The sequence below is a fragment of the Acinetobacter sp. Ag2 genome (genome assembly GCF_001005515.1).
Lineage (GTDB): Bacteria > Pseudomonadota > Gammaproteobacteria > Pseudomonadales > Moraxellaceae > Acinetobacter > Acinetobacter bereziniae.
Genome location: NZ_LBNA01000040.1, coordinates 42,672 through 64,101 on the forward strand (window position 1 = coordinate 42,672; position 21,430 = coordinate 64,101).

Consider the following 21,430-nt stretch of genomic DNA (forward strand, 5'->3'; position numbering starts at 1 on the left):
ATACACTCACCCAACTCCATGGATATAATTCTTCATTACATTAGCAATATTTAAAAATACTCAATCTAATTCACATATTTTCCGAAAAGTATTTGATTAAATGGTCAAATACCCTAATCGTAAATTATTTATTAAAACTCAATAATACCAAACCGATACAGTGATCTTAATTTGATAATAAATTGACCATAACATATTTAAATTTTAAAAATGCTTAAAAATAATCATATAAATTTATGATAAAAACTCAATTAAGATTTAAAAGTAAATGCAAAGCTAGTAAATATAACACTCTCGATATTTTTATATTCTATCTTTTTAGAATGTGTCTCTAGATTTATGTCAAAATTGTAATTTTAAACTTAACAATTTAATTAAAATTTATTTAAATAATTTCATTAAATTGATCAATTTTGATAAATAATGGTATTTTTAATCAACTTAATATTGCCATAAAAAAAGCATGTAAATCACATGCTCTTTTAGAAAAATTTAACAGTCTATTCTGCTTGCTCAGTTAAATCTTTAATTTTCTCAGAAGGACCATTTTTCTTTACAGATTCAATCCCATTATCGCGCGCTGCGTCGCCCGAATAAAATTGGCTCGTTCCAATGATTTGATGATTTGCGGCTTTTAAATTGAAGTAGGGTTTACCATTTTTGGCTTCAAGGCGATCATAACGAGCATCATCGGGGCTGTTTTTTTGAACAGAAGCAATACCGTTCAGTGCTGAAGCCTTTGCTTTATACAATTCACTGGTAAGAATAATTTCTCCATTTCCTGCTTTCAATACAAAGCGATATTGACCATCTTTTGCTTGACTAATTTCATACCATCCTGACATGGCTCACCTCTTGATTGTTTTCAGTTTATTTTATTACACAGCGCTTATTGGATATAAATTACGCTACTGATATGAAATATAAATGACTTTTGATTTTTTAAAAAGACTAATTTGTTGTCACTTTATGCTTAATGTAACGACGATAAGAAGCGATTAGAAATTTTTTTAAATATTCTTTATTATCAAACAGAAACATACCTTTAATTAATTTACTCATTACAATTTAATGTTCAATCATTTATCGACTAAATGCATCTGTATGACCATAGCTTTTATATTTTATCTTGAGTAGTCGTTCAATTTCGGAATCATTGCCACGCAAAAACTTTTCCAAACAGTCACGAAATACCTCAAAAGGCACATCATCGTTATCAAAGCTTGGCATGCTTTCAGATTTAAATAAACCAAAAAGATGTGACTTTTGCTGTTTTTGATACAGTTCTGCATGCACATTAAAATTATATTGATCGTGACTGTAGGCAATCAAAAGACCACCAAACTTACGCCCACTCTGTATCTGCTCAACCTGAAAAAAGGGAAACTCGCCTTGATGTTGCTCTAACATCCCCCAAACAGCTTGTTTCGACCAATCAATTTGATCAAAGCTATTTAAAATTTGAGTGGATGCATTACTTTCAAAATCTAAAGAAGAGCGTTCAGACTCATTCAATAATTCGATTTGAATTTTAAAACTCATCAGCAGCATCCTCTCTCTGTTTAAGCGCTTTCAAGTTAAAACCTACTCTCGAAAGCAAAGTATTTTTATACAGCATCAAGCACTTGATACCGTGCTTTATCATGAGATTACTGGAATATCGATCCAGATACTGTTCGGAAAATGTTTCCCTAAATAGGCTTTTAAATATTCTGCGGTATCTTTTGAAATTAGTTCATCCTGAGATTCATCATTTAAGTTATAGGCAAGCGCATACAACTCTAAATCACGACTCTTCAATGCTTCTAAACTTAAAATCGTATGATTAATACTCCCTAAACGACCAGAACTCACTAAAATCACTGGCAGTTTTTTCTGAGCGATATAATCAATTGTCAGCAGCTCTGTAGTGAGTGGCACCATCAAACCACCAGCACCTTCCAATAAAACAGCTTCATAGTTTTGTGCAAGTTGATCTGTGGCAGATTCAATTTTTTGGAAGTCGATTTCACGTCCATCTATTTGTGTTGCCAAATGTGGTGATGCAGGATAAGTAAAAATTTCTGGCATGGTCAGTTTGGTTTCATCTTCTGGAAACCAGCCCATGCCCATAATTTCTCGATGTTGTTGAATATCTTCTGATATATCTGTATTACCAGTCTGAATCAACTTTTGAGTAATAGTTTTACGCCCTTGCGCATTCCACAATTTTGCTAAATATCCTGTCGTGTAGGTCTTGCCAATCCCCGTATCTATTCCACTAATAAAGTAAACTGATCCAGTCATGACATTCTCCGCGCGATACAATAAATAGGGTGATAAGTCAGGCGATACTGAAGTATTCCTACCTCATCAACATATGAAAACTTTTGATAATTTTGATAAAAATCCATAAGGCTTTGCTTTGTCCAACGGAATGAAGAAGCCGTTGCGGTTACACCTGTGGCTTTTAAATGTTGTAAAACTTGTTTGGGATGGGTAAAAGTCAACTGTTCAATCTGCTCAGATAAATGCAAAATTTCAAAACCATTGTTCTGCAATTTAGCCTGTAAGTCCTCGATAGATAAATAGCTCAATCCCTGCCCTGTTAAGCTTTTAATTTCATGTAAATTATGTTGACCAAAACTCGAAAAACACAACTCAGCATGTGCTGTTAAATGATGAAACGCCTGTTTAAAAATCGCATCTAAATCATTTATCCACTGTAGGGCAGAGCTTGAAGCAACCAAGTTCAAGTTTTGTGGAAACTCAAGTTGTTCAATATCCCCAATTAACCAGTTTACCTGAGGGTTACTTATTACATTAAAGTTAAAATGCTGCTGAACATCTTCATAGAGATCATTCAAAATCAAATCTTTGATATTGAATTTTTGTATTAAAAGTTGGGTTAGATTTCCTGAACCACAACCAATTTCAAATACTTTGTCATACTGACCAACACCATATTGGGTGATTAAATCAGACAAATGCCGAGCAATTTTTCTTTGCACAATTGCTTGTTCTGGATAACTCTGCCCTGCCTGCGCAAAACGCAACGCAATCTGTGACGTATCAAGTTTTAGAGATTTCACATTCAACTCACAATACGTTCTGCTTACAATAGGGGAATCAGCTGATCTAAATCAGCTCGAGATATTTGAGCAGTTAAAGAAATACGTAACCTAGAACTGTGTTGTGGAACAGTCGGAGGGCGTACAGGCATAATGTAAAACCCTGCTTCTTGTAAAGTTTTTGCCTTCATCACTGTTTGGCTTGAGTCGCCAATAATCACGGGAACAATATGAGAAGTAGATGGACAATCAAAGCCCTTCGCTTGTACAGCCTGTTGTAAGTACCCACTGGTATTGTATAAATCTTGGCGCAATTGATTTAAACCTAAAACTTTCTGAAAGATAAAATTTGTCCAAGCCATACAAACTGGGGGTTGAGCCGTACTAAAAATCAAAGGACGCATCGAATTAATCAGAAACGCTCGAATGACTGGGTGACAAATTAAATAGCCACCAACTGATGCAATTGCCTTACCGAAAGTTCCAACTAAAAAATCAATCTCTTCGATCACTTGATATTGCTCAGCACAACCCAAACCGTGCTCACCTCGAACACCGATTGCATGTGCTTCATCTACATATAACATGACTTTGCAAAACTGCTTTTTAATCTCAACCAATTTTGTTAAATCTGTTTCATCACCATCCATACTAAAAATGGATTCAGTCACCACAATAATCCGCTCAAAAGCCTCATCATCATGATATTGAAGCAACAATTGAGCCAAATGTTCGAGATCATTATGTCGATAGCGCACATATTTTGCGGATGACAAACGGATGCCATCAATCATGCTGGCATGAATTAATTTATCAGCAAGAATCAGTGTCTTACTATCAGCAAGAGCAGGCAGAATACCAATATTCATATGATAGCCACTGTTAAACAGCAACGCAGCACGACCGTTAAAAGCTTGAGTTAAACTTTCTTCTAGCAATTCATATTCTGGAAAATTCCCCGTCAACAAGCGTGAAGATGAAGAGCTCATTCGGCGTTGCGTATTTGGCGTTTCATCAAAGAATTGCGTTCTTAGTTCAAGGTCAGAAGCCAAACCTAAATAATCATTTGAAGCGAAATTTAGCATTCGCTGATCATGGATATATATCTCACGACCTTGCTGGATATTTGAATTAAATTGTCGAAAGTTTCCTTGTTGCTTTAGCTCATCCAATTGTTTGGCATAGTGGTCCAGCAATCTATTGGTCGCACTCATATGTTTTGCTCCATACCGCTGACAACTTCAACCAACTGTGTAAGTAAAATATCCAGCTCACTGTCCTTAATCACATAAGGCGGCATCACATAAACCAATTTACCAAACGGACGAACCCAAATACCACGACGTACAAATTCTTTTTGTAAGGTTTTCATATCTACATTAACGGTGAGTTCAACCACACCGATTGCTCCCAATACACGGACATCAGCAACATGCTTGAATGATTGTAATGGTGTCAAATGGCGATTAAGCTGAGTTTCGATACGCTGAATATTGTTTTGCCAATCTTGATTGATGAGTAATTCAGTGCTTTTTACCGCCACAGCACAAGCTAAAGGATTTGCCATAAAAGTAGGACCATGCATAAATACCCCCGCCTCTCCCTGACTAATCGTTTCAGCCACCTGCTTTGAGGTAATCGTCGCTGAAAGGGTCATATATCCACCCGTCAAACCTTTACCTATACACATGATGTCAGGTTCGACTTGCGCATGCTCCCATGCAAATAATTTTCCTGTGCGTCCAAAGCCAGTTGCAATTTCATCAAAAATTAATAAAACATCATATTGCTCACAGAGCAATTTGGCTTGACGTAAATATTCAGGATGATAAAAACGCATCCCTCCCGCACCTTGTACAATCGGCTCAAGAATCAAACCTGCAATACTGGCATGATGTACTGCCAAAGTTTCTTCAAGTGCCGCTATATCTTGTTGATCCCATTCTTCATAAAAACCAACTTTGGGTGCAGGGACAAAAAAACGGTTGGGTAAACTTGATCCAAAAATTTGATGCATACCTGTTACGGGATCACAGACAGACATCGCATTCCATGTATCACCATGATAACCAGAGCGGGGGGTGACAAAATTGGTTTTTAGCGCGTTGCCTTGAGCAGACCAATATTGCACTGCCATTTTTAATGCGACTTCAACTGCAACAGAACCGGAATCTGCAAAGAAAATTTTGTCGAGACTAGGCGGAGTGATTTCAAGCAACAACTTTCCCAATTGTATCGCAGGATCATGGGTAAATCCGCCAAACATAATATGTGACATATTTTGGAGTTGATCGGTGACTGCTTGATTTAATTCAGGATGGTTATAACCATGAATCGCACACCACCATGAGGACATACCATCGATGAGTTGACGACCATCTTCAAGTTCAATTGTTGCACCAAACGCCTTTTTGACTTTAAAACTGGGTAAGGGCTGTGTCATGGACGTATAAGGATGCCAAAGATGTTCACGATCAAAACCTAGATCATCTGCGACCAATTCGTTCGCTCGGTTGTTTAAATCGGTCATCCATTTACTCCAGTATCCATAGGTAAAGCAATTACAGCAAAAACAGTGTACCGATGTTAAACCTAGAGGGAATAAAAATAAATTGCGAGATTTACCACTCGTCCAATGATTTATTCTATTTTTTGTAAATATTGGCAGATTTTGTCAGAAACTAATTCAGAATTAAAAACTGGAAGCCCATGTGAACCTGTAAATAGTTCAACATCCAAAAACTTTGCATTGAATTTCTGGAAATTTTCAAAGACTTTGTGACTAACTAAGAAATCTTGTTCTGCAAACAAGTGATATTGCTTTCCTGTATAATTTTTTAAGATCTCAACATGATTTAATTGCTCTAAGCACAACAAACCCTGTTTTAATAGTTCTAAATTTTGTGGCTGAATCAAACTTTGCAATTTAGCAAAATCTGCTTTGCTGGTTTCGCTGCCCTGGCACACCATAAAACCAAATTTTTTCAGTGTGGCAATTGCATCATCTACAAAGGATTGTTTGAAGTTTTGAAATGTAGTTTGAGGCATTGCCGCTTGCCATTCAGCATTTGCGACAAAACATGGATTTGAAGCCAGTGTGATCAATATCTTCTTTTGCTGATATTGTTTTTCGATTTGGTCGACCAACAAGGTTGCCAACTGCCCACCTAAAGACCAGCCACAAATCACATCAAAGGATTGAGCCTTTTCAACATAGTGTTGTAAGACTTGTTGATCCAAGGCATTAAAAATATTAATCAGCTCAACGGCATGACCTTGCTGTTCTAAGCGTTGTTGTAATGCCATGAGCAGCTTTGTTCCACCGCCCCAACCAGTAATCAGCAAAATACGTCGATTCAATTCAAATCACTGTTAAAAATCATCAGAAGCGTTGATTAGAGCATGCTTAAAATAATAGAACAACAGATCTGATTACAACGCCAGAATTAGTATCTAAAAATCAAAACATTAATGTCAATTTTTTAGTTATTGTTGCTTAACATCTAAATCAACCAATAAGCTTGCAGGAATCACTTTTGCCCATGTACTTTTAAATTGTTGATGGAGTTGATCTATTGCAAATTGACTATTTCTCGATGTTTCATGCGCTTTAGAAATATCATCGGCACGAGTATAAGCAATCAAATAGTCAAGACCATCCAGTTCCACATGAAACCATGATTCTACATGCACACCTTCAGCAACAAGTGTCTGTATTGCCTCAGCTTGTCTACGATGTAATATTTCCTGCCATGCCCTCACATCATCTTTCTTATCCATTTTCAATTGGATGAGTACTGCACCGACGTCCATATTTTTCTCTTGATGATATACAACTTTAAAAATCATAAAGGCGTTTCAAATAAAAGCCAACATTTCTCCACGCGCTGTACAGCTAAACTTTGTTAGTATGGATTTAGGCTCAACGCAGCAAAGGACATACAATGAAATCACTTAAAATATTAGGTATAGGGTTACTTTCTATTTCTACCCTGTTGATGTTGAATCGGGTCAGTCATGCTGAAAATTCAATTTTTTCTTCTTATGAATCAGAACGACAATGGGTTGGAAAACCTGCGCCCAGTTTTAAACTACAAGATCAAAATTCAAAATGGCATGAACTGAGTCAATATAAAGGTAAATGGGTCGTTCTGTACTTCTATCCAAAGGATGATTCACCTGGTTGTACTCAAGAAGCCAATCAATTCAAATCACTCTATCCACAATTCATTAAGAATAATGCTGTAGTGCTTGGTGTAAGTTTGGATGATGTAAAATCTCATCAGAAATTTTCAGAAAAATTGGGACTCAATTTCCCGATTCTTGCGGATACCAATCACCAATTGGCGAGTCAGTTTGGGATTGTGCGTAATCTCGGAATTACCAAAATCGCAAAAAGAGAAACTTTCTTAATTGATCCTCAAGGCTCAATTGTGTATCACTACAGCAGTGTAAATACTCAAACGCACGCAAATCAAGTGCTAGCTGATATCCAAAAATTTTCAAAAAAATAATTGTATAAAGCCTTAGCTATGAGGGCGTGCTATTTAATTAGCACTTAAACATCGAACAAATGATTGAGCTTGTTTGGTGCTGAAATATCTCGACACCAATAAAAAAAAGCCTTTAGATGATAAAATCTAAAGGCTTTTTGATCTCATACAGCAAATCTTACATTTGCGACTGAATATAGTTTTGTAAACCAATCAATTCGATCAAACGCAATTGTTTTTCTAACCAATACGTATGGTCTTCTTCTGTGTCATTCATTTGCTGACGAAGCATATCACGGGTAACGTAGTCACCTTTTTCTTCACACAGTTTTACGCCCTGTGCAAGTTTTTCACGCACATGATATTCCAACGCCAAATCTGCTTTTAAGCAAGTCACCACATCTTCACCAGTGACGATATCATCTCGATTCATATTCGGTGTACCTTCAAGGAAAAGTACACGGCGAATTAAAGCATCAGCATGTGAAGCTTCTTCTTGCATTTCATGATCGATACGCTCATAAATTTTGCTTAAGCCCCAATCCTCGTACATACGAGAATGAATGAGGTATTGATCACGAGCAGCCAGTTCGCCACCGATCAACATATTTAGATAGTCTACGACTTCTGGATTGCCACGCATTTCAATTACTCCACATTCTTTTGCAATAGTATGGGCAAATTTTATAAAATTTGCAAAAGGCAAAATGTGTAAGTTTATGATTTTTATAAAATTAAAATGAGAAACATACGCATTTGCAATTCAAATAAGTAATTTTCTATATATAAAATAACCTCTTGCAATCATTCACCATACTTTTGATGGCGATTTATTGCTAAAAATGACAATGATTTATTTTGTAACCATTAAAAATGCTTCTTATTTGCCATCATGATTTTGTTTTCTATTAAATTTTAATCGCTAAACTCAAGCGATCACGTTTTTAATTTTTTTTAATGCTAATATTTCAAGACAACATTCGCCTTAATATTTATGATATTGAATATTAAAAATTAGAAGGAAAAAATAATGGTTCAGGGAAATATTTCAGCCCCGATTTTGGTCACAGGTGCAACAGGCTATATTGCGAGTTGGGTGATTCAAAAACTATTGGCGCAAGGTTATACTGTTCATGCAACTGTACGGGATTTAAATAAAAAACAAAGCTTTGCCCATCTTGAAAAAATAGCACAGCAAAGTACAGGAACACTTAAGCTTTTCAAAGCCAATCTGCTTGAAAAAGGTTCTTTCGATGAGGCGATGCAAGGTTGTGAAGTTGTATTACATATGGCATCACCATTTGTAGTGACCAACTATAAAGATGCCATTAAAGATATTATTGAGCCTGCAATTTTAGGAACAGAAAATGTCCTCAATAGTGTCAATAAAACAGATTCTGTAAAACGTGTCATTGTGACGTCAAGTATTGCTTCAACCTATGGTGATGCAATCGATATATTAAAAACTGAACACAATCAGTTTGATGAGTCCCATTGGAACACAACCAGTTCAACGACCCATCAACCTTATCCTTACTCTAAAGTCATGGCTGAACGAAAAGCTTGGGAAATGGCAGAAGCACAAAATCGCTGGGAGCTTATTTGTGTAAATCCAGCTTTAGTGCTTGGACCATCACTAACGGCGAATACTCAGTCAGGCAGTGTTGAAGTCCTCGAACAATTTGCCAACGGAATGACGCTATTTGGTGTTCCACCAATGTGGAATGGTATTGTTGATGTTCGAGATGTAGCTGATGCACATATTTTAGCCGCGTTTAACCCACACGCGTCTGGTCGCTACATTATTAGTGGTGGCTCACTCAGTCTCTTGGAAATGGGAAAAATTTTACGTCAAAATTTTGGACAAAAATTTCCTTTTCCCCGCAATCAAGTTCCGAAAAAAGCTTTTAAATTTATTGGACCTGTATTTGGTTATTCACGTGACTTTATTGAAAAGAATATGGGCTATCCGATCTTCTTTAATGCAGATAAAAGTATCAAAGAGTTGGGCATCCACTATCGTGATATTGAGACCAGTTTAGTGGAGCATTTTCAACAATTGCTTGATGATGGCGTGGTGAAAAAATATATTTAGCGTCTGCCAACATTTCAGCCATACACGTTTTGTTTAAAACAACAAGCCTTTTTCATATATGAAAAAGGCTTGTTGTTTTATCACGCTTAAGATCAGCTAGAGTTTAGAAATCAAAAGTTACACCAACCTTATATGTTCGAGCACCCCCCACCAAAGCGTAATTTGAATTAAAGACCCCTTCCCAATATTTTTTATTGGTCACGTTATCAACATTGGCAAGAAATGTGGTATTTACCCCACCAAGTTTAGTTTTATAACGTGCACCTAAATCAACAATTGTATAATCAGGAAGTTTTAAGCTGTTCTCTTCATTCAAATATTGTTCACTCACATAACTCACACGCGTGTTTATATTGAGACCGTCAATTTGAGGAATCGCATAATCAAGTCCCAAAGAGGCAGTAAAATCAGGTACACCATAAACGTTATTTCCCTGAATCGCTGTTTTACCAGATTTCACGTATTCCGCATCGATATAAGCCAAGCTCCCCATTAAAGATAATGCATCTGTTACATTTCCAGAGAAAGACCATTCGATACCACGTGAACGAGTCTCAGCATCATCTTTAACCTTATTTGTTATAGTGTCCTGATATACCTCGGGCTTTTCAATTTGATACAACGCCACAGTGTTTAACCATGAACCCCATTGATATTTGGCGCCCAATTCATACTGTTTAGTTTGGTATGGTGCAAGCGTATCTCCCTGATTGGTTGCAGTCGGATAGGTAATCTCAGAGACCGTCACGCCTTCTGCTAAACCCTCGACATAGCTTGCATAAAAAGACAGATCCTCGCCAAAGGGTTTAATCACAATGCCCAAACTTGGAGAAAGTTTATCTGAATTATAAGATGTTTTTTTAACCAAGTTCTTTGTATCAATATCTTGATAGCGAGCACCTAAAATGAGTTGCAACTTATCATCTAGCATTGAAATCTGGTCAGTTAAGGTGTAACTCACATACTCATTATCACCATAAGGCACAATTTCAGGATAAGTTGTTGGCATCTTTCCAGTATTGGATGGATGGTATAAATTCGTTGTAAAACTCGAACTGGTTGCTGCTTTATGTTGGGTATACTGACGCGTTAAATAATCCGCACGTAAACCTAATGTATGTTGAATAGAACCTGTATCAAACTTCCCCTCAAAGCCAAAGTTTGCTACGGTGTTATGTTCTTTTGAACCCACGCGATAATATTGAGATGTGGCATTTCCATTGACATTATTCACAATCATACGCGTACCAAAAAGATGCCCATCGTATGATTTTTCAACATAACCAATACCCGCAAATGCTTTTAAATCAGGGGTAAATTTATATTCACCAGATAACCCCACAAATTGACTGTTGGTATTGCCTTTTAAGTCTGAGAAATAGTTTAAATCACCTTTTGGTGCGGCAAGAACCTGATTAACACTTCCCTTTCCACCCATCGCAACCATCGCAGGTGAGCCCCCCTTACGATTTCCTTTTACCGCATATGCATCTAAGTTAATTTTGACTTTATCTGTAGTGTAATCGGCAGCAATTGAACCCAGTGCTTGACGATCATTCATACCATCAATGATATGCTCACCATCTGCATAAGCACCATTTACACGTAGTCCAAATTCTTTCTCTTGACCAAAACGACGTGATACATCAAATCCCGATTGGTAATATCCTCCGTCTTCATATGCAACTGAAACACGTGTTAATTCTTTATCGGCTCGTTTTGAATGACCAATAATAATGCCCCCCACACTTCCTGTAGGAGCAACACCCGCAACCAATGCATTTGGTCCTTTAAGCACTGAAACGGATTCTAAAAACTCTGTTGGCATACGCCCATAAGGGGCTACACCATAAAAGCCGTTATAATTTAAATCCTCATGATTGACATCAAAACCACGGATTTTAAAGTTTTCATTGAGATGCCCTTGATTGGTCGTCGTTCTTACACTGGCATCATTTTTTAAGACTTCACCCGCAGTATTTGCTTGTTGGTTTTCAATCAACTGCTCAGAATAACTATTAATACTAAATGGGGTATCAATAATTTGCTTGCTGCCCAATGGTCCTAACTGGGTATTTTTTTCAAAGCGCCATTGGCAAAAGTTGCTTCCTCTTGCTGTTTTTCAGCAGCAACTTTGATTGTCGGTAAGGTTGAAACCTCCGTATCAGCCAAAGCTGTTTGTAGAGTACCCCCGCCAAAAAGAGCAACCGCAATAGAATTAACCAAAATAGTTTGGGAAAAAAGTTTCATATTCAACAAATTATTTTTCAATTGATAATGATTATTATATACACTATCACTATTGTTAAATATTGTAATTTTTCATCTAAAACTTTTTTTAATGGAAAATTCTAATAAATAGGAATGATTATCATATAAAAAATATGAGACTTCTTCTCCATCCAAAATAGGATTCAATACTTTTAATTATCCATGAAATATGAATAATCGCTTTCTATGGCTAAGCATCGCCTAGCTTAATTGATGTAAATTTTTCATGTAAAACTTGGCGTTGTAAATAAAAGTCTTACAGATTTATTTTTATCTCATGATCAAGGTTTCATGCTTGATCAAGCTAAAATACATTTAAACATCTTCCCAAAAATTACTTTTTCAAGCTTTATGAAGAAACTGATTATTGCACGATTAAGTAATGCCCAATATCTTCATATCCCACATTCAGCCTATTCACTTTAAATTCAGTTGGCATGAGCAACACATCTGGCTCATCAACAAATTGACCGATCGCATATTCTAATATCACACTTTTTTGTTGATTTAACATCAGCTTCATTTGGCAATATAAAATTCGTTTGTCCTGATCATGTTCCTGATTTAACGTCTTAATTTCTGTAAATTTAAAATGAAAATTTTGTTGGATCTGTTGTTTTAATAATTCGTCCTCTTGAATGTCATACTGAAAAAGCGCATTGATCGCTTGATCTTTCTGAGCATCATAAACCATCAAAAGTTGCTTTTGTTGTTTATCTAATTGCATTGCGATATAGGGTTCTAATAACTTTTCATAATTGGCAATATAGTGGTAAACATCATCCAATTTTGTTTCTTTTGCCTGTTGTTGTTGAGCAATTTTGACAAACTGAGTATTCAAATCTTGGAAGATGTTTTGGTTTTTTTGTACCAGCTTTTGTTTGAGTTGGGATTGTGTGTATTGTTTTGACCAAATCAAGTCATTCACCGATTGCTGATCCTGTTTAAAGGATCTAAGCATGAATTCGTTAAAATGTTTAATTCGTAAATACCAATAGTGGGATAAATCATTTTCAATGGATTGATTTAAATGCTCATCCAACTGTTTTAAACCACTCGTATGCTCACAATCATTCACGGCAAAAACTGAGGTTGTTGGCAATAACAGTAGAAAGCAAGCAGCACATCGTTTTATTATTTTCATGACCTAAAGATGATTGTAAAGACACACAGAATGTATCTTTACAATAGCTTAGGAATTTATTCAAGCATATTTAAGCTTGACCATAATCAGCCATCAACGCTAAAAAGGCTTGCTCATCCAACACTGGAATGCCCAATTTTTCTGCTTTTTCGAGTTTAGAACCCGCCTTTTCTCCAGCAACCACACATTTGGTTTTACTTGAAACACTGCCACTCACACGAGCACCTAAAGCTTGAAGCATCTGAGTCGCATCATCACGCCCCATCGTTGCTAGTGTTCCAGTAATCACCCAACTCTCACCATTTAAAGGCTGACGTGTTGGAGCTATTGGAGCATCCCAGTGAATTCCTGCCGCCAGTAACCGATCAATAACTTCAAGATTATGTGAGGCTTGGAAAAAATCTACAATCCATTCAGCTGTAATTCCACCCACATCTGGTGTCTTTTTCAAGGCTTCGAGATCAGCATGGCGAATTGCATCAAAGGTTTGGAATGTATTGGCAAGCATACGCGCTGTCGTTTCACCGACGCCACGAATTCCAAGTGCATAGATAAATGCAGCTAAGGTTGTTTTCTTACTGTTTTCAATGGCATCCAGTAAATTCTGAACAGATTTTTCGCCCATTTTCTCTATGGTCAATAGCTGTTCACGATGTTCATGTAAGTGATAAATATCAGCAACATCTTTTAATAAATCAAGATGAAGTAATGACTCCACCCAACGATCACCTAGACCTTCGATGTCCATCGCTTTACGAGAAACAAAGTGTCGAATGGCTTCAATACGCTGTGCTGAACAATACAAACCACCTGAACATCGAGCTAAAGCCTCACCTTCTGGCATCACCACAGGTGACGAACATACAGGACAATTTTCGGGCAAATGCACTTCAACCACATCGTCTGGACGAAACTCTAACCAAACTTTCTCAACTTTGGGAATCACATCACCACTGCGATAGACACTTACAGTATCGCCAATTCGAACATCTAAACGATGGATTTCACCAATATTATGCAAAGTCACATTTGAAACGGTGACACCACCCACAGCCACAGGGTTTAAACGAGCTACGGGGGTTAATGTACCAGTTCGCCCCACTTGCCAATCAATATTTTCAACTGTTGTCAAAGCAGCAACGGCGGGGAATTTATAGGCTGTTGCCCAACGTGGCTCTCGACTTAAAAAACCAAGCTTTTGTTGTTGTTGTAGGTCATCCACCTTAATGACCATTCCGTCAATTTCAACCGCCAAATTCGGACGCTCTTGATTGATTTGCTGATATTTTTCTTGAACTTCCTGAATACTGTCACAAATAAAATGACGTTCGCCTACGGCAAAGCCAAAATTAGTCAACCATTCAAGGCTTGCTGACATCGAGCTTAACCCATGATTAGGTTCGCACTGTGCAATTCCATACGCATAGAATGCTAAAGGTCGTGATGCAGCAATATTTGGATCTAACTGTCGCAAACTTCCTGCTGCGGCATTGCGAGGATTGGCAAATGTTTTTTCACCTTTGGCTTCATTCTCAGCATTCAATCGTTCAAAACCAGCTTTAGGCATCAGCACTTCGCCACGAACTTCTAGTAAACGAGGTACTGCAACTTTGTCCGAAGACAACACTTTGGGTAGATTGCGAATCGTTTTGACATTTTGAGTAATCACTTCGCCTGTTTCACCATCCCCACGGGTAACACCACGAGTCAACACACCGTTTTCATACCAAAGTGAAATCGCCAATCCATCGAATTTCAACTCCACATCATACTGAATTTTTTGGTTGGGTAAGCGTTCCTCAATACGACGAGCAAAGGCAAACAGTTCTTCTTGATTAAACACATTGCCCAATGACAACATTGGTACGGTATGAGTAATGGTTTCAAATTTAGCCAGCGGTTTACCTCCGACTTTATTCACAGGGCTATCTGCCTGAACTAAGTCTGGATATTGCTGTTCTAATGCTTTGAGTTGGTGAAATAGCTGATCATATTCACTGTCTTCAATACTGGGTTGATCCATCACATAATAAGCATGGTTATGTTTGGCTATGAGCTGAATCAATTGACGCATTTGCGTCACGACAGGATTATTTTCCATAAATTATTTCACCATCTAAAAAGGCGGATAACTCCGCCTAAAATTTTGAATACCAATTATAAAGTAAATATACGCTTATGCTAAGCGTCATGCCCTGAGCGATAATCAATCGCCTTATGACGCCAATGCTCTTTCAACTGTGGTGTAAACTCAAGGTTGTTCTCATCATAAACCGTACCATCAATCTCACGGGCGATTAAACCTGCAATACTGACCATGGTATCAAAACCTTTCTGCACATCTGAGTGTGGCAATGCCAAGAAAAATGCTAATCCTTGTACTTGCTCAGTCGACAAAGTTTCAAGATCAAATCCATCAGGTCCGTTGTCTGTCACCCGCAACACAGAAAACAGTAAATGGCTTTCTTCCTCCGGGTTTTCATAACGATGAAAACAAGAAAGTTCACCAAAACGTAAACCATACTTCAAAAGCATTTTAAGTGTCTTATCACCTGACAATGCTTTACGTGGGTTTGGATATACATTTAAAGCAATAATCGTTTCCGCTTTTGAAAGCACACTTTCATCATCGTATTTTTGCTGTTCATTGAGATGCACATCCAAAATACTACTTTCTTCATCAAACTCTTTGATTTCAGCAGTTTCTACATTGGCATTGAGTTGAAATACTGACTCTTTTTCTTTATCTACAACACTTTTGTCTGATTCAATGGTATCTACAGACGAATTCTCGTCAGTCTTTGTAGATAAATCAGTGCGGTTCAATGCTTCAAATTCAGCATGATCAGTTTTCTGATGCGCTTCAACATTTGCTGGATCATTTTGATCAATATCTTTAATTGAATCTACTTCAGTTGACTGCGTTGAATTTGCATCTTGAACGACATCATCAAGCTTTTGTACTTTTTCTTCAGCAACTTCAACGGAGTCTAGTGCATTTAAATTCGGTTCAACACGTTGTTGTTCTGGCGTAGCACATGCAATCTGTAACTGATCACGCACATGACGAGGAATCACAGGTTGCTGACAGTCAGCATTGATGTGTAACTCAGACTCAAGAGAAGGTGCTGCATCATTTGGCTTTCGTAGCATCATTCTCAAACCAACCAGAATGATGATTACGGCAGCAACAATTCCAATAATTGTGGTGATTTCCATACTACGACTCCGCGGCTAAACCGTACTCTCTTGCCTCTTCCAAATTCACAGTGACGAGTTTTGAAGTGCCTGGTTCAGGCATCGTCACCCCCAGCAAATCGGTTGCCATCGTCATTGCAACTTTATTATGTGTAATGTAAATGAATTGCACTTGATCAGAAAGCTCTTTTACCAAATTACAAAAGCGTCCTACATTGGCATCGTCTAAAGGTGCATCAACTTCATCCAAAACACAGAATGGTGCAGGATTTAATCGGAAAATCGCAAACACCAATGCCAGTGCTGTTAAAGCTTTTTCGCCACCTGACAACAATGCCAAAGAACTGTTTTTCTTGCCTGGTGGACGCGCCATTAACTTTACGCCAGACTGCCAATCGTCTTCAAGGCTTAAACTCGCTTCACCACCATTAAAAACTTTAGGGAATAAAACTTTCAGCTCTGAATTGACTTGATCAAAAGTTCCCATAAACAGTTTTTTGGTTTCTTGGTCAATTGTTTTCATGGCATCTTTTAATTGCCCAACGGTATTTTCCAAGTCCTGCATTTGATGGCTTAAATCTTCAAAACGCTTGGACACTTCCTCATATTCTTCTGAAGCTGCAAGGTTAACCGCGCCTAGTTTTTCAAACTGACGTTGTGCTTTTTCAAACTTCTCTTGGTGTACAGGCAAATCTATCAAGACACCTTGCTTAATTTCAGCATTCATTTCTTTCAATTGATCAGAATAATGCTGTAAATCCGATTTTGCCGATTGCCAAGCCAAACGACGTTCTTCTAGCTTGCTACGCAATTGTTCATCGTTCTGTTGGTGCAAATGACGCATTTCAGTAAGCTGCTGTTGTTTTGACTGAATATTGTTCAACTCAACTTGCCACTCACTCCAAGTTTTCTGCAACTTTTCAGTTTGCTGTGCTTGCTCAGCATATTGCGACTCTAGGCTTGGTAACTCCAACTGAATAGGATCAACAAATTTCTTCGCTTGTTCCATTTGAGCAATAATTTGTTGATATTGAGTTTTAGAAAAAGACAGATCTTTGTCTAATAATTCAATCTGCTGTTTATTTTGCTCAGCCAAACGACGGGTCGTTTCAAAGTCCTGCTGTTTAAGTTGTAATTGCTGCTGTTGTTCTTCTACTTGCTCATTTAACTCATCCAACTTGTATTGCAGTGCCTTAAATTCTGGAAGATTTTGCTCAAGTTTGAGAATGACCGAATGCATATCGATCTCAAGATCATCTTTTTGCATTGCATCTTCTTCAAGTTGCTCATCCAGTTGTTGCAACTGATTATTCAGCTGGACTTTATGTAGTTCAAATGCTTGCGAGGCGCTTTGCTGTTTGGCAATTTGTACATCAAACTGTTGTACTCGCGTTTGCTGTTGCTTGAGTGCATCTTGATCTATTTGAATATGTTTTTGCAACTCAGCAAAACTTTGGCTGAGTTGAGGCAAAGCATGTTCAGCATCTATCAGTTTAGGCTGTAGATCGGCAAGCTGATGCTCAATTTCTTCAATACGAATACGATGGCTTAATGCACCTTGAGCTGCTTGACTGGATTCATCAAAGAACAGACCAATCATCCAATCTTGACCGACATGATAACCGTCCAAGGTTAATATACTTTGTCCTGTCTTGAGCTGTGATTGAACTGTCATTGCTTGCGCCTTATTTTCAGCAATCGCCACATGATTCCATAATGAATACTGCGGTGACTCAATCCAGTCCGCTAAACAAACCAGACCTGACAACTGGATTTTTTCTAATCCTTGTAATGCTTTAAGCTGACGTGCTGAACTGTCAGCAAAATCTGCACTTTGATCTAAAACCTCTGCTGATAACCACTTGGCTAAGAATTTTTCGATCAAATTGGCATGTGCTTTACCCTGATCATTTAACTGCAAAACCTGCATCAATTGCACTGCATGGATATCTGTTTTGACCGCATGCTTTGCAATGAGCTGATTTAAATTTTTCTGTTCTGACTGCAAAACGTGTAATTCAGATTTCAAACTCGATATCAGCGTTTTTTGCTGGTTGATTTGTTCTTGCAATTGTTCTAATTGCATTTTAGTTTCAGCAATACTCTGCTCTAATTGCAAAATACTTGCTTGCGCTACAGCTTTGTCTTGTTCGAGTTGTACTAAATCTTCAGTCTGAAATTGGCTTTGGATCTGACTTGCTTGAGTTTTTAAGGTTTCTTTTTGCTGCTCAATACGTGCGACATTTTTGGCAAGTTGCTCAACCTGTGCTTGCATCTGAGCTTTTTGCTGCTGTTGCTTTTCAACTTGAACTTTAACCTGCTCATAGTGTTGTTGTGCTTGCAACTGCTGTGCTTTTAAATCACTAAATGCTTGTGTCCCTTGTTGAGTTTCAGACTCAGATTGTTTTAACTGTTCAGCTTGTTGATCCAATTGACTATGCAACGTTTCTAATTGCAACTCCATCAATTGGATTTTTTCTTTGGTTTGCGCTTTTTGTTGCTCAAAACTACCCAAAGCTTCTGAATTTTGTTGAAACAGACTTTGTTTTTGCTCCAAGGTCATTTTCAACTCAGACAGTTTTTTCTCTGCCTGTTGCCATTCATTTTGCAATGGCGTCGATTGTTGAATTAAACGCTGAAACAGTTCATTGGTAGAGGTGAGATCATGTTCCAAGGTACTCATATCGGAACGAACCAATTTGAAATGTTCACCCAGTTCGTTCATTTCAACCGTATATTGTTCTTGCAAACGAGAACTACGCTCACACTGAAATGAAAGAATTTCAATCTTGAGGGTACGGATCTCAGTTTCCAGGGTCTTATATTGAACCGCAGTTTCAGACTGGCGCTTTAATGTTTTTAATTGTGATTTGAGTTCTGAGGCAATGTCTTCTAGACGATCTAAATTTTGGGTCGTGTGCTCTAAATGTTGCAATGTCTCACGACGGCGCGCTTGATAACGAGAAACACCCGCAGCTTCCTCAATAAAAACACGCATTTCTTCTGGTTTGGCATCGACCAAACGATTGATCATCCCTTGTTCAATGATTGCATATGAACGCGGTCCTAAACCTGTACCCAGAAAAATATCGGTAATATCACGACGACGACATTTGGTTCCATTGAGAAAATATTCAGATTTACCGTCGCGATTGACCTGACGGCGAACGGCTAATTCCGTATAAGCATTATACGCACCGCCAAGCTTGCCATAGGTATTTTCAAAGCGTAATTCTACACTTGCCATACCGACAGGCTTTCGCTTTGCCGTTCCAGTAAAAATAACATCCTGCATACTGCCACCACGTAACTGGCGTGCACTGGATTCCCCCATGACCCAACGAATGGCATCAATCACATTGGATTTACCACAACCATTTGGACCTACGACCGCGGTACGGTTATCTTTGAATTGTAATGTTGTACTATCGGCAAACGATTTGAAGCCTGAAAGTTTTAAGCTGCTTAAACGCATAATGTCCTAGTTACTACCGACGCGATCTCCGCGCCCAAGCGAGTTCAATTTGTTTCATCCGTGTCAGAGATTCCAACACGAGATTACGCAAGTGTCGACAAAAATCTTCCATAAATAAAGTAGCTTGTTGTGATTTTCGGATTAAAATTGCATCAATCACCAACTTAAGTAATTCTAATGCTTCTTGAAGCTCGCGTCTTGAAGTATTTAAGGTTAAAAAATAACTTCTACGTAGTGATGGTAACAGTTCACGATAAAACTTCATCAGATATGGATTACCCACCATATCTTGCTGAGCAGAGAGAAATTGGAAAATACCATCATAAAATTTTTCTGTATTGCCTTGTTTTACCTGTTCAACCAAATGATTCATCATGTGTTGAATTGCCTCAGCTTCATGATTGCGCCATGTTTCACTCATCCGTTGCACAATCTGTCCCAATAATAAAGCACTGGTATCAAACAATGCTCGCACTTGTTGTGCGGACATTTCAGATACGATTGCTCCACGGCGTGGGTAAATTTCAATTAGATGCGTTCTTTCTAAAAGCAAAAGGGCTTCGCGTACCGAGCCACGACTGACATCCAGTTCTTTGGCAATACGTAGTTCTTGTATACGTTCACCTTCAACCAATTCGCCACTAATGATTTGTTCGCTAATATGTTTGGCAATTTGTTCTGAAAGGCTGTCCACTTCTTCCAAATGCATATCGTTCCTATCTCGGTTTATTATTCTTGGACAATGTCAATTGTCATTATTTTAGTTTTACCTGATTTAATTCAAAATAAACCATGACATTGTCCGACAATTTTAATGCATTTTAAGTCAACTTTGTTTAAGGGAGAAGTGCTATTGATCGGATATCAAGCAACAACTTACTTCATAATCCCTTGATAAATAAAATAAAAACCAACCAATGTGAGTAGACATGCAAAACATTTTTTTAACATTGCAGGTGAAAGTGCATGGGCAACTCTTGCTCCTAGTTTAGCCGTGATAAAACTCATCACACTAATCCCAATGAACGCATAGATGTGCACATAACCAATCGCGTTTTTAATCTCAGTCTGCTCTTGTGCACCAAAGAACATAAAACCTAACGCCCCTGCTATTGCAATCGGTAAACCACAAGCCGCTGAAGTCGCTACGGCTTTCTGCATGACCACACCATTTTTATTTAAATAAGGTACTGTCAGACTTCCACCACCAATACCAAATATTGCAGAAGCAATCCCAATTCCACCACCGGCAAGCATTTGTTTAGGTGCAGAAGGCAATTGTTTAGATTCATCGACCTGAACATTTGCCCCTTTAAACATTTTAAATGCCACCCAAAGTGCAAAGGCACCGATAATCAGCTGTAAATGTTGCCCAGATAAAATATCCGCGATTCCAGCACCAATGAATGAGCCAAGTACTAAACCTGGTGCGAGATTTTTAAAAACATTCCAAAGTACTGCGCCCTTTTTATGGTGTGCAGTGACAGAGCTAATAGAGGTAACAATAATTGTCGCCAGCGAAGTCCCCAATGCCATATGCATGATGACCGATGGATCGTAACCCATTTTGGTAAACACCACATAAAGAATAGGTACAATAATTAAGCCACCACCAACACCAAATAAACCAGCGGCGAATCCAGCGATTGCACCAATACCTAAATATATGATTAACTCCATAAATGTTCCTTCACTCTTCTCAGA

17 protein-coding genes and 1 pseudogene are annotated in these 21,430 nt (G+C 38.0%); 2 read left to right on the plus strand and 16 right to left on the minus strand.

Annotation, left to right across the window (positions count from 1 at the left end):
- Nucleotides 1-500: 500 nt before the first annotated feature.
- The 8 genes from AAV97_RS06440 to AAV97_RS06475 form a co-directional block, all read right to left on the minus strand.
- Nucleotides 501-845: a YegP family protein gene (locus AAV97_RS06440; RefSeq protein ID WP_046760133.1), complete on the minus strand. Its 345-nt coding sequence runs from the start codon at nt 843-845 to the stop codon at nt 501-503.
- 238 nt (nt 846-1,083) lie between these two features.
- Nucleotides 1,084-1,542, minus strand: a complete 459-nt coding sequence (locus AAV97_RS06445; protein ID WP_004830278.1) for a hypothetical protein — start codon at nt 1,540-1,542, stop codon at nt 1,084-1,086.
- Between the two features lie 99 nt (nt 1,543-1,641).
- Entirely contained in the window at nt 1,642-2,286 is a 645-nt protein-coding gene (gene bioD, locus AAV97_RS06450) for a dethiobiotin synthase (RefSeq protein WP_005031164.1), read from the minus strand.
- Entirely contained in the window at nt 2,283-3,071 is a 789-nt protein-coding gene (gene bioC / locus AAV97_RS06455) for a malonyl-ACP O-methyltransferase BioC (protein ID WP_046760134.1), read from the minus strand. The genes bioD and bioC overlap by 4 nt, the downstream gene beginning before the upstream one ends.
- A gap of 23 nt (nt 3,072-3,094) precedes the next feature.
- A complete protein-coding gene (locus tag AAV97_RS06460; RefSeq protein ID WP_046760135.1) occupies nt 3,095-4,264 on the minus strand; it encodes an 8-amino-7-oxononanoate synthase in 1,170 nt (389 codons plus the stop codon).
- On the minus strand, nt 4,261-5,580 hold the full coding sequence (gene bioA / locus AAV97_RS06465) for an adenosylmethionine--8-amino-7-oxononanoate transaminase (protein ID WP_042088032.1): 1,320 nt from the start codon (nt 5,578-5,580) through the stop codon (nt 4,261-4,263). The genes AAV97_RS06460 and bioA overlap by 4 nt, the downstream gene beginning before the upstream one ends.
- Nucleotides 5,581-5,690: 110 nt before the next feature.
- The gene (locus AAV97_RS06470) at nt 5,691-6,410 is read right to left on the minus strand and encodes a hydrolase (protein ID WP_035300404.1); all 720 of its coding nucleotides are present in this window, start codon (nt 6,408-6,410) and stop codon (nt 5,691-5,693) included.
- Between the two features lie 126 nt (nt 6,411-6,536).
- Nucleotides 6,537-6,863 carry a DUF6176 family protein gene (locus AAV97_RS06475; RefSeq protein ID WP_046760156.1) on the minus strand — a complete coding sequence of 109 codons (327 nt, stop codon included), beginning with the start codon at nt 6,861-6,863 and terminating at the stop codon, nt 6,537-6,539.
- 131 nt (nt 6,864-6,994) lie between these two features.
- Here AAV97_RS06475 and AAV97_RS06480 point away from each other — a divergent pair, with 131 nt between their 5' ends.
- Nucleotides 6,995-7,564 (plus strand): peroxiredoxin, encoded by a 570-nt coding sequence (locus tag AAV97_RS06480; RefSeq protein WP_042088028.1) that lies wholly within the window; start codon nt 6,995-6,997, stop codon nt 7,562-7,564.
- A 157-nt stretch (nt 7,565-7,721) separates the two neighbouring features.
- Here the strand turns inward: AAV97_RS06480 and ftn are convergent, their stop codons facing one another.
- Nucleotides 7,722-8,186 (minus strand): heteropolymeric bacterioferritin subunit Ftn, encoded by a 465-nt coding sequence (gene ftn, locus AAV97_RS06485; RefSeq protein WP_005031172.1) that lies wholly within the window; start codon nt 8,184-8,186, stop codon nt 7,722-7,724.
- Between the two features lie 387 nt (nt 8,187-8,573).
- Here ftn and AAV97_RS06490 point away from each other — a divergent pair, with 387 nt between their 5' ends.
- The gene (locus AAV97_RS06490) at nt 8,574-9,638 is read left to right on the plus strand and encodes an SDR family oxidoreductase (RefSeq protein ID WP_046760136.1); all 1,065 of its coding nucleotides are present in this window, start codon (nt 8,574-8,576) and stop codon (nt 9,636-9,638) included.
- Between the two features lie 103 nt (nt 9,639-9,741).
- Here AAV97_RS06490 and AAV97_RS06495 read toward each other — a convergent pair.
- The 7 genes and pseudogenes from AAV97_RS06495 to AAV97_RS06525 all read right to left on the minus strand — a co-directional run bounded on the left by AAV97_RS06495 (nt 9,742) and on the right by AAV97_RS06525 (nt 21,406).
- A pseudogene (locus AAV97_RS06495) lies at nt 9,742-11,888 on the minus strand (TonB-dependent receptor).
- Between the two features lie 385 nt (nt 11,889-12,273).
- Entirely contained in the window at nt 12,274-13,053 is a 780-nt protein-coding gene (locus AAV97_RS06500; protein WP_046760137.1) for a hypothetical protein, read from the minus strand.
- A gap of 70 nt (nt 13,054-13,123) precedes the next feature.
- Entirely contained in the window at nt 13,124-15,154 is a 2,031-nt protein-coding gene (ligA, locus tag AAV97_RS06505) for an NAD-dependent DNA ligase LigA (protein ID WP_004830293.1), read from the minus strand.
- Between the two features lie 80 nt (nt 15,155-15,234).
- The gene (locus AAV97_RS06510; RefSeq protein WP_046760138.1) at nt 15,235-16,272 is read right to left on the minus strand and encodes a cell division protein ZipA C-terminal FtsZ-binding domain-containing protein; all 1,038 of its coding nucleotides are present in this window, start codon (nt 16,270-16,272) and stop codon (nt 15,235-15,237) included.
- 1 nt (nt 16,273) lies between these two features.
- On the minus strand, nt 16,274-19,726 hold the full coding sequence (smc, locus tag AAV97_RS06515; protein ID WP_046760139.1) for a chromosome segregation protein SMC: 3,453 nt from the start codon (nt 19,724-19,726) through the stop codon (nt 16,274-16,276).
- Nucleotides 19,727-19,739: 13 nt separating this feature from the next.
- A complete protein-coding gene (locus AAV97_RS06520; RefSeq protein ID WP_004830296.1) occupies nt 19,740-20,435 on the minus strand; it encodes a GntR family transcriptional regulator in 696 nt (231 codons plus the stop codon).
- Nucleotides 20,436-20,602: 167 nt separating this feature from the next.
- Nucleotides 20,603-21,406: a sulfite exporter TauE/SafE family protein gene (locus tag AAV97_RS06525; RefSeq protein ID WP_046760140.1), complete on the minus strand. Its 804-nt coding sequence runs from the start codon at nt 21,404-21,406 to the stop codon at nt 20,603-20,605.
- Nucleotides 21,407-21,430: the final 24 nt, after the last annotated feature.

Bases quoted from the DNA above. Each gene is read 5' to 3' on its own strand.
- bioA (WP_042088032.1), bottom strand. From the start codon at position 5,580: ATGACCGATTTAAACAACCGAGCGAACGAATTGGTCGCAGATGATCTA.
- ligA (WP_004830293.1), bottom strand. From the start codon at position 15,154: ATGGAAAATAATCCTGTCGTGACGCAAATGCGTCAATTGATTCAGCTC.
- AAV97_RS06525 (WP_046760140.1), bottom strand. From the start codon at position 21,406: ATGGAGTTAATCATATATTTAGGTATTGGTGCAATCGCTGGATTCGCC.
- AAV97_RS06510 (WP_046760138.1), bottom strand. From the start codon at position 16,272: ATGGAAATCACCACAATTATTGGAATTGTTGCTGCCGTAATCATCATT.
- ftn (WP_005031172.1), bottom strand. From the start codon at position 8,186: ATGCGTGGCAATCCAGAAGTCGTAGACTATCTAAATATGTTGATCGGT.
- AAV97_RS06480 (WP_042088028.1), top strand. From the start codon at position 6,995: ATGAAATCACTTAAAATATTAGGTATAGGGTTACTTTCTATTTCTACC.
- AAV97_RS06475 (WP_046760156.1), bottom strand. From the start codon at position 6,863: ATGGACGTCGGTGCAGTACTCATCCAATTGAAAATGGATAAGAAAGAT.
- bioD (WP_005031164.1), bottom strand. From the start codon at position 2,286: ATGACTGGATCAGTTTACTTTATTAGTGGAATAGATACGGGGATTGGC.
- AAV97_RS06440 (WP_046760133.1), bottom strand. From the start codon at position 845: ATGTCAGGATGGTATGAAATTAGTCAAGCAAAAGATGGTCAATATCGC.
- AAV97_RS06460 (WP_046760135.1), bottom strand. From the start codon at position 4,264: ATGAGTGCGACCAATAGATTGCTGGACCACTATGCCAAACAATTGGAT.
- smc (WP_046760139.1), bottom strand. From the start codon at position 19,726: ATGCGTTTAAGCAGCTTAAAACTTTCAGGCTTCAAATCGTTTGCCGAT.
- AAV97_RS06520 (WP_004830296.1), bottom strand. From the start codon at position 20,435: ATGCATTTGGAAGAAGTGGACAGCCTTTCAGAACAAATTGCCAAACAT.
- AAV97_RS06445 (WP_004830278.1), bottom strand. From the start codon at position 1,542: ATGAGTTTTAAAATTCAAATCGAATTATTGAATGAGTCTGAACGCTCT.
- AAV97_RS06490 (WP_046760136.1), top strand. From the start codon at position 8,574: ATGGTTCAGGGAAATATTTCAGCCCCGATTTTGGTCACAGGTGCAACA.
- AAV97_RS06500 (WP_046760137.1), bottom strand. From the start codon at position 13,053: ATGAAAATAATAAAACGATGTGCTGCTTGCTTTCTACTGTTATTGCCA.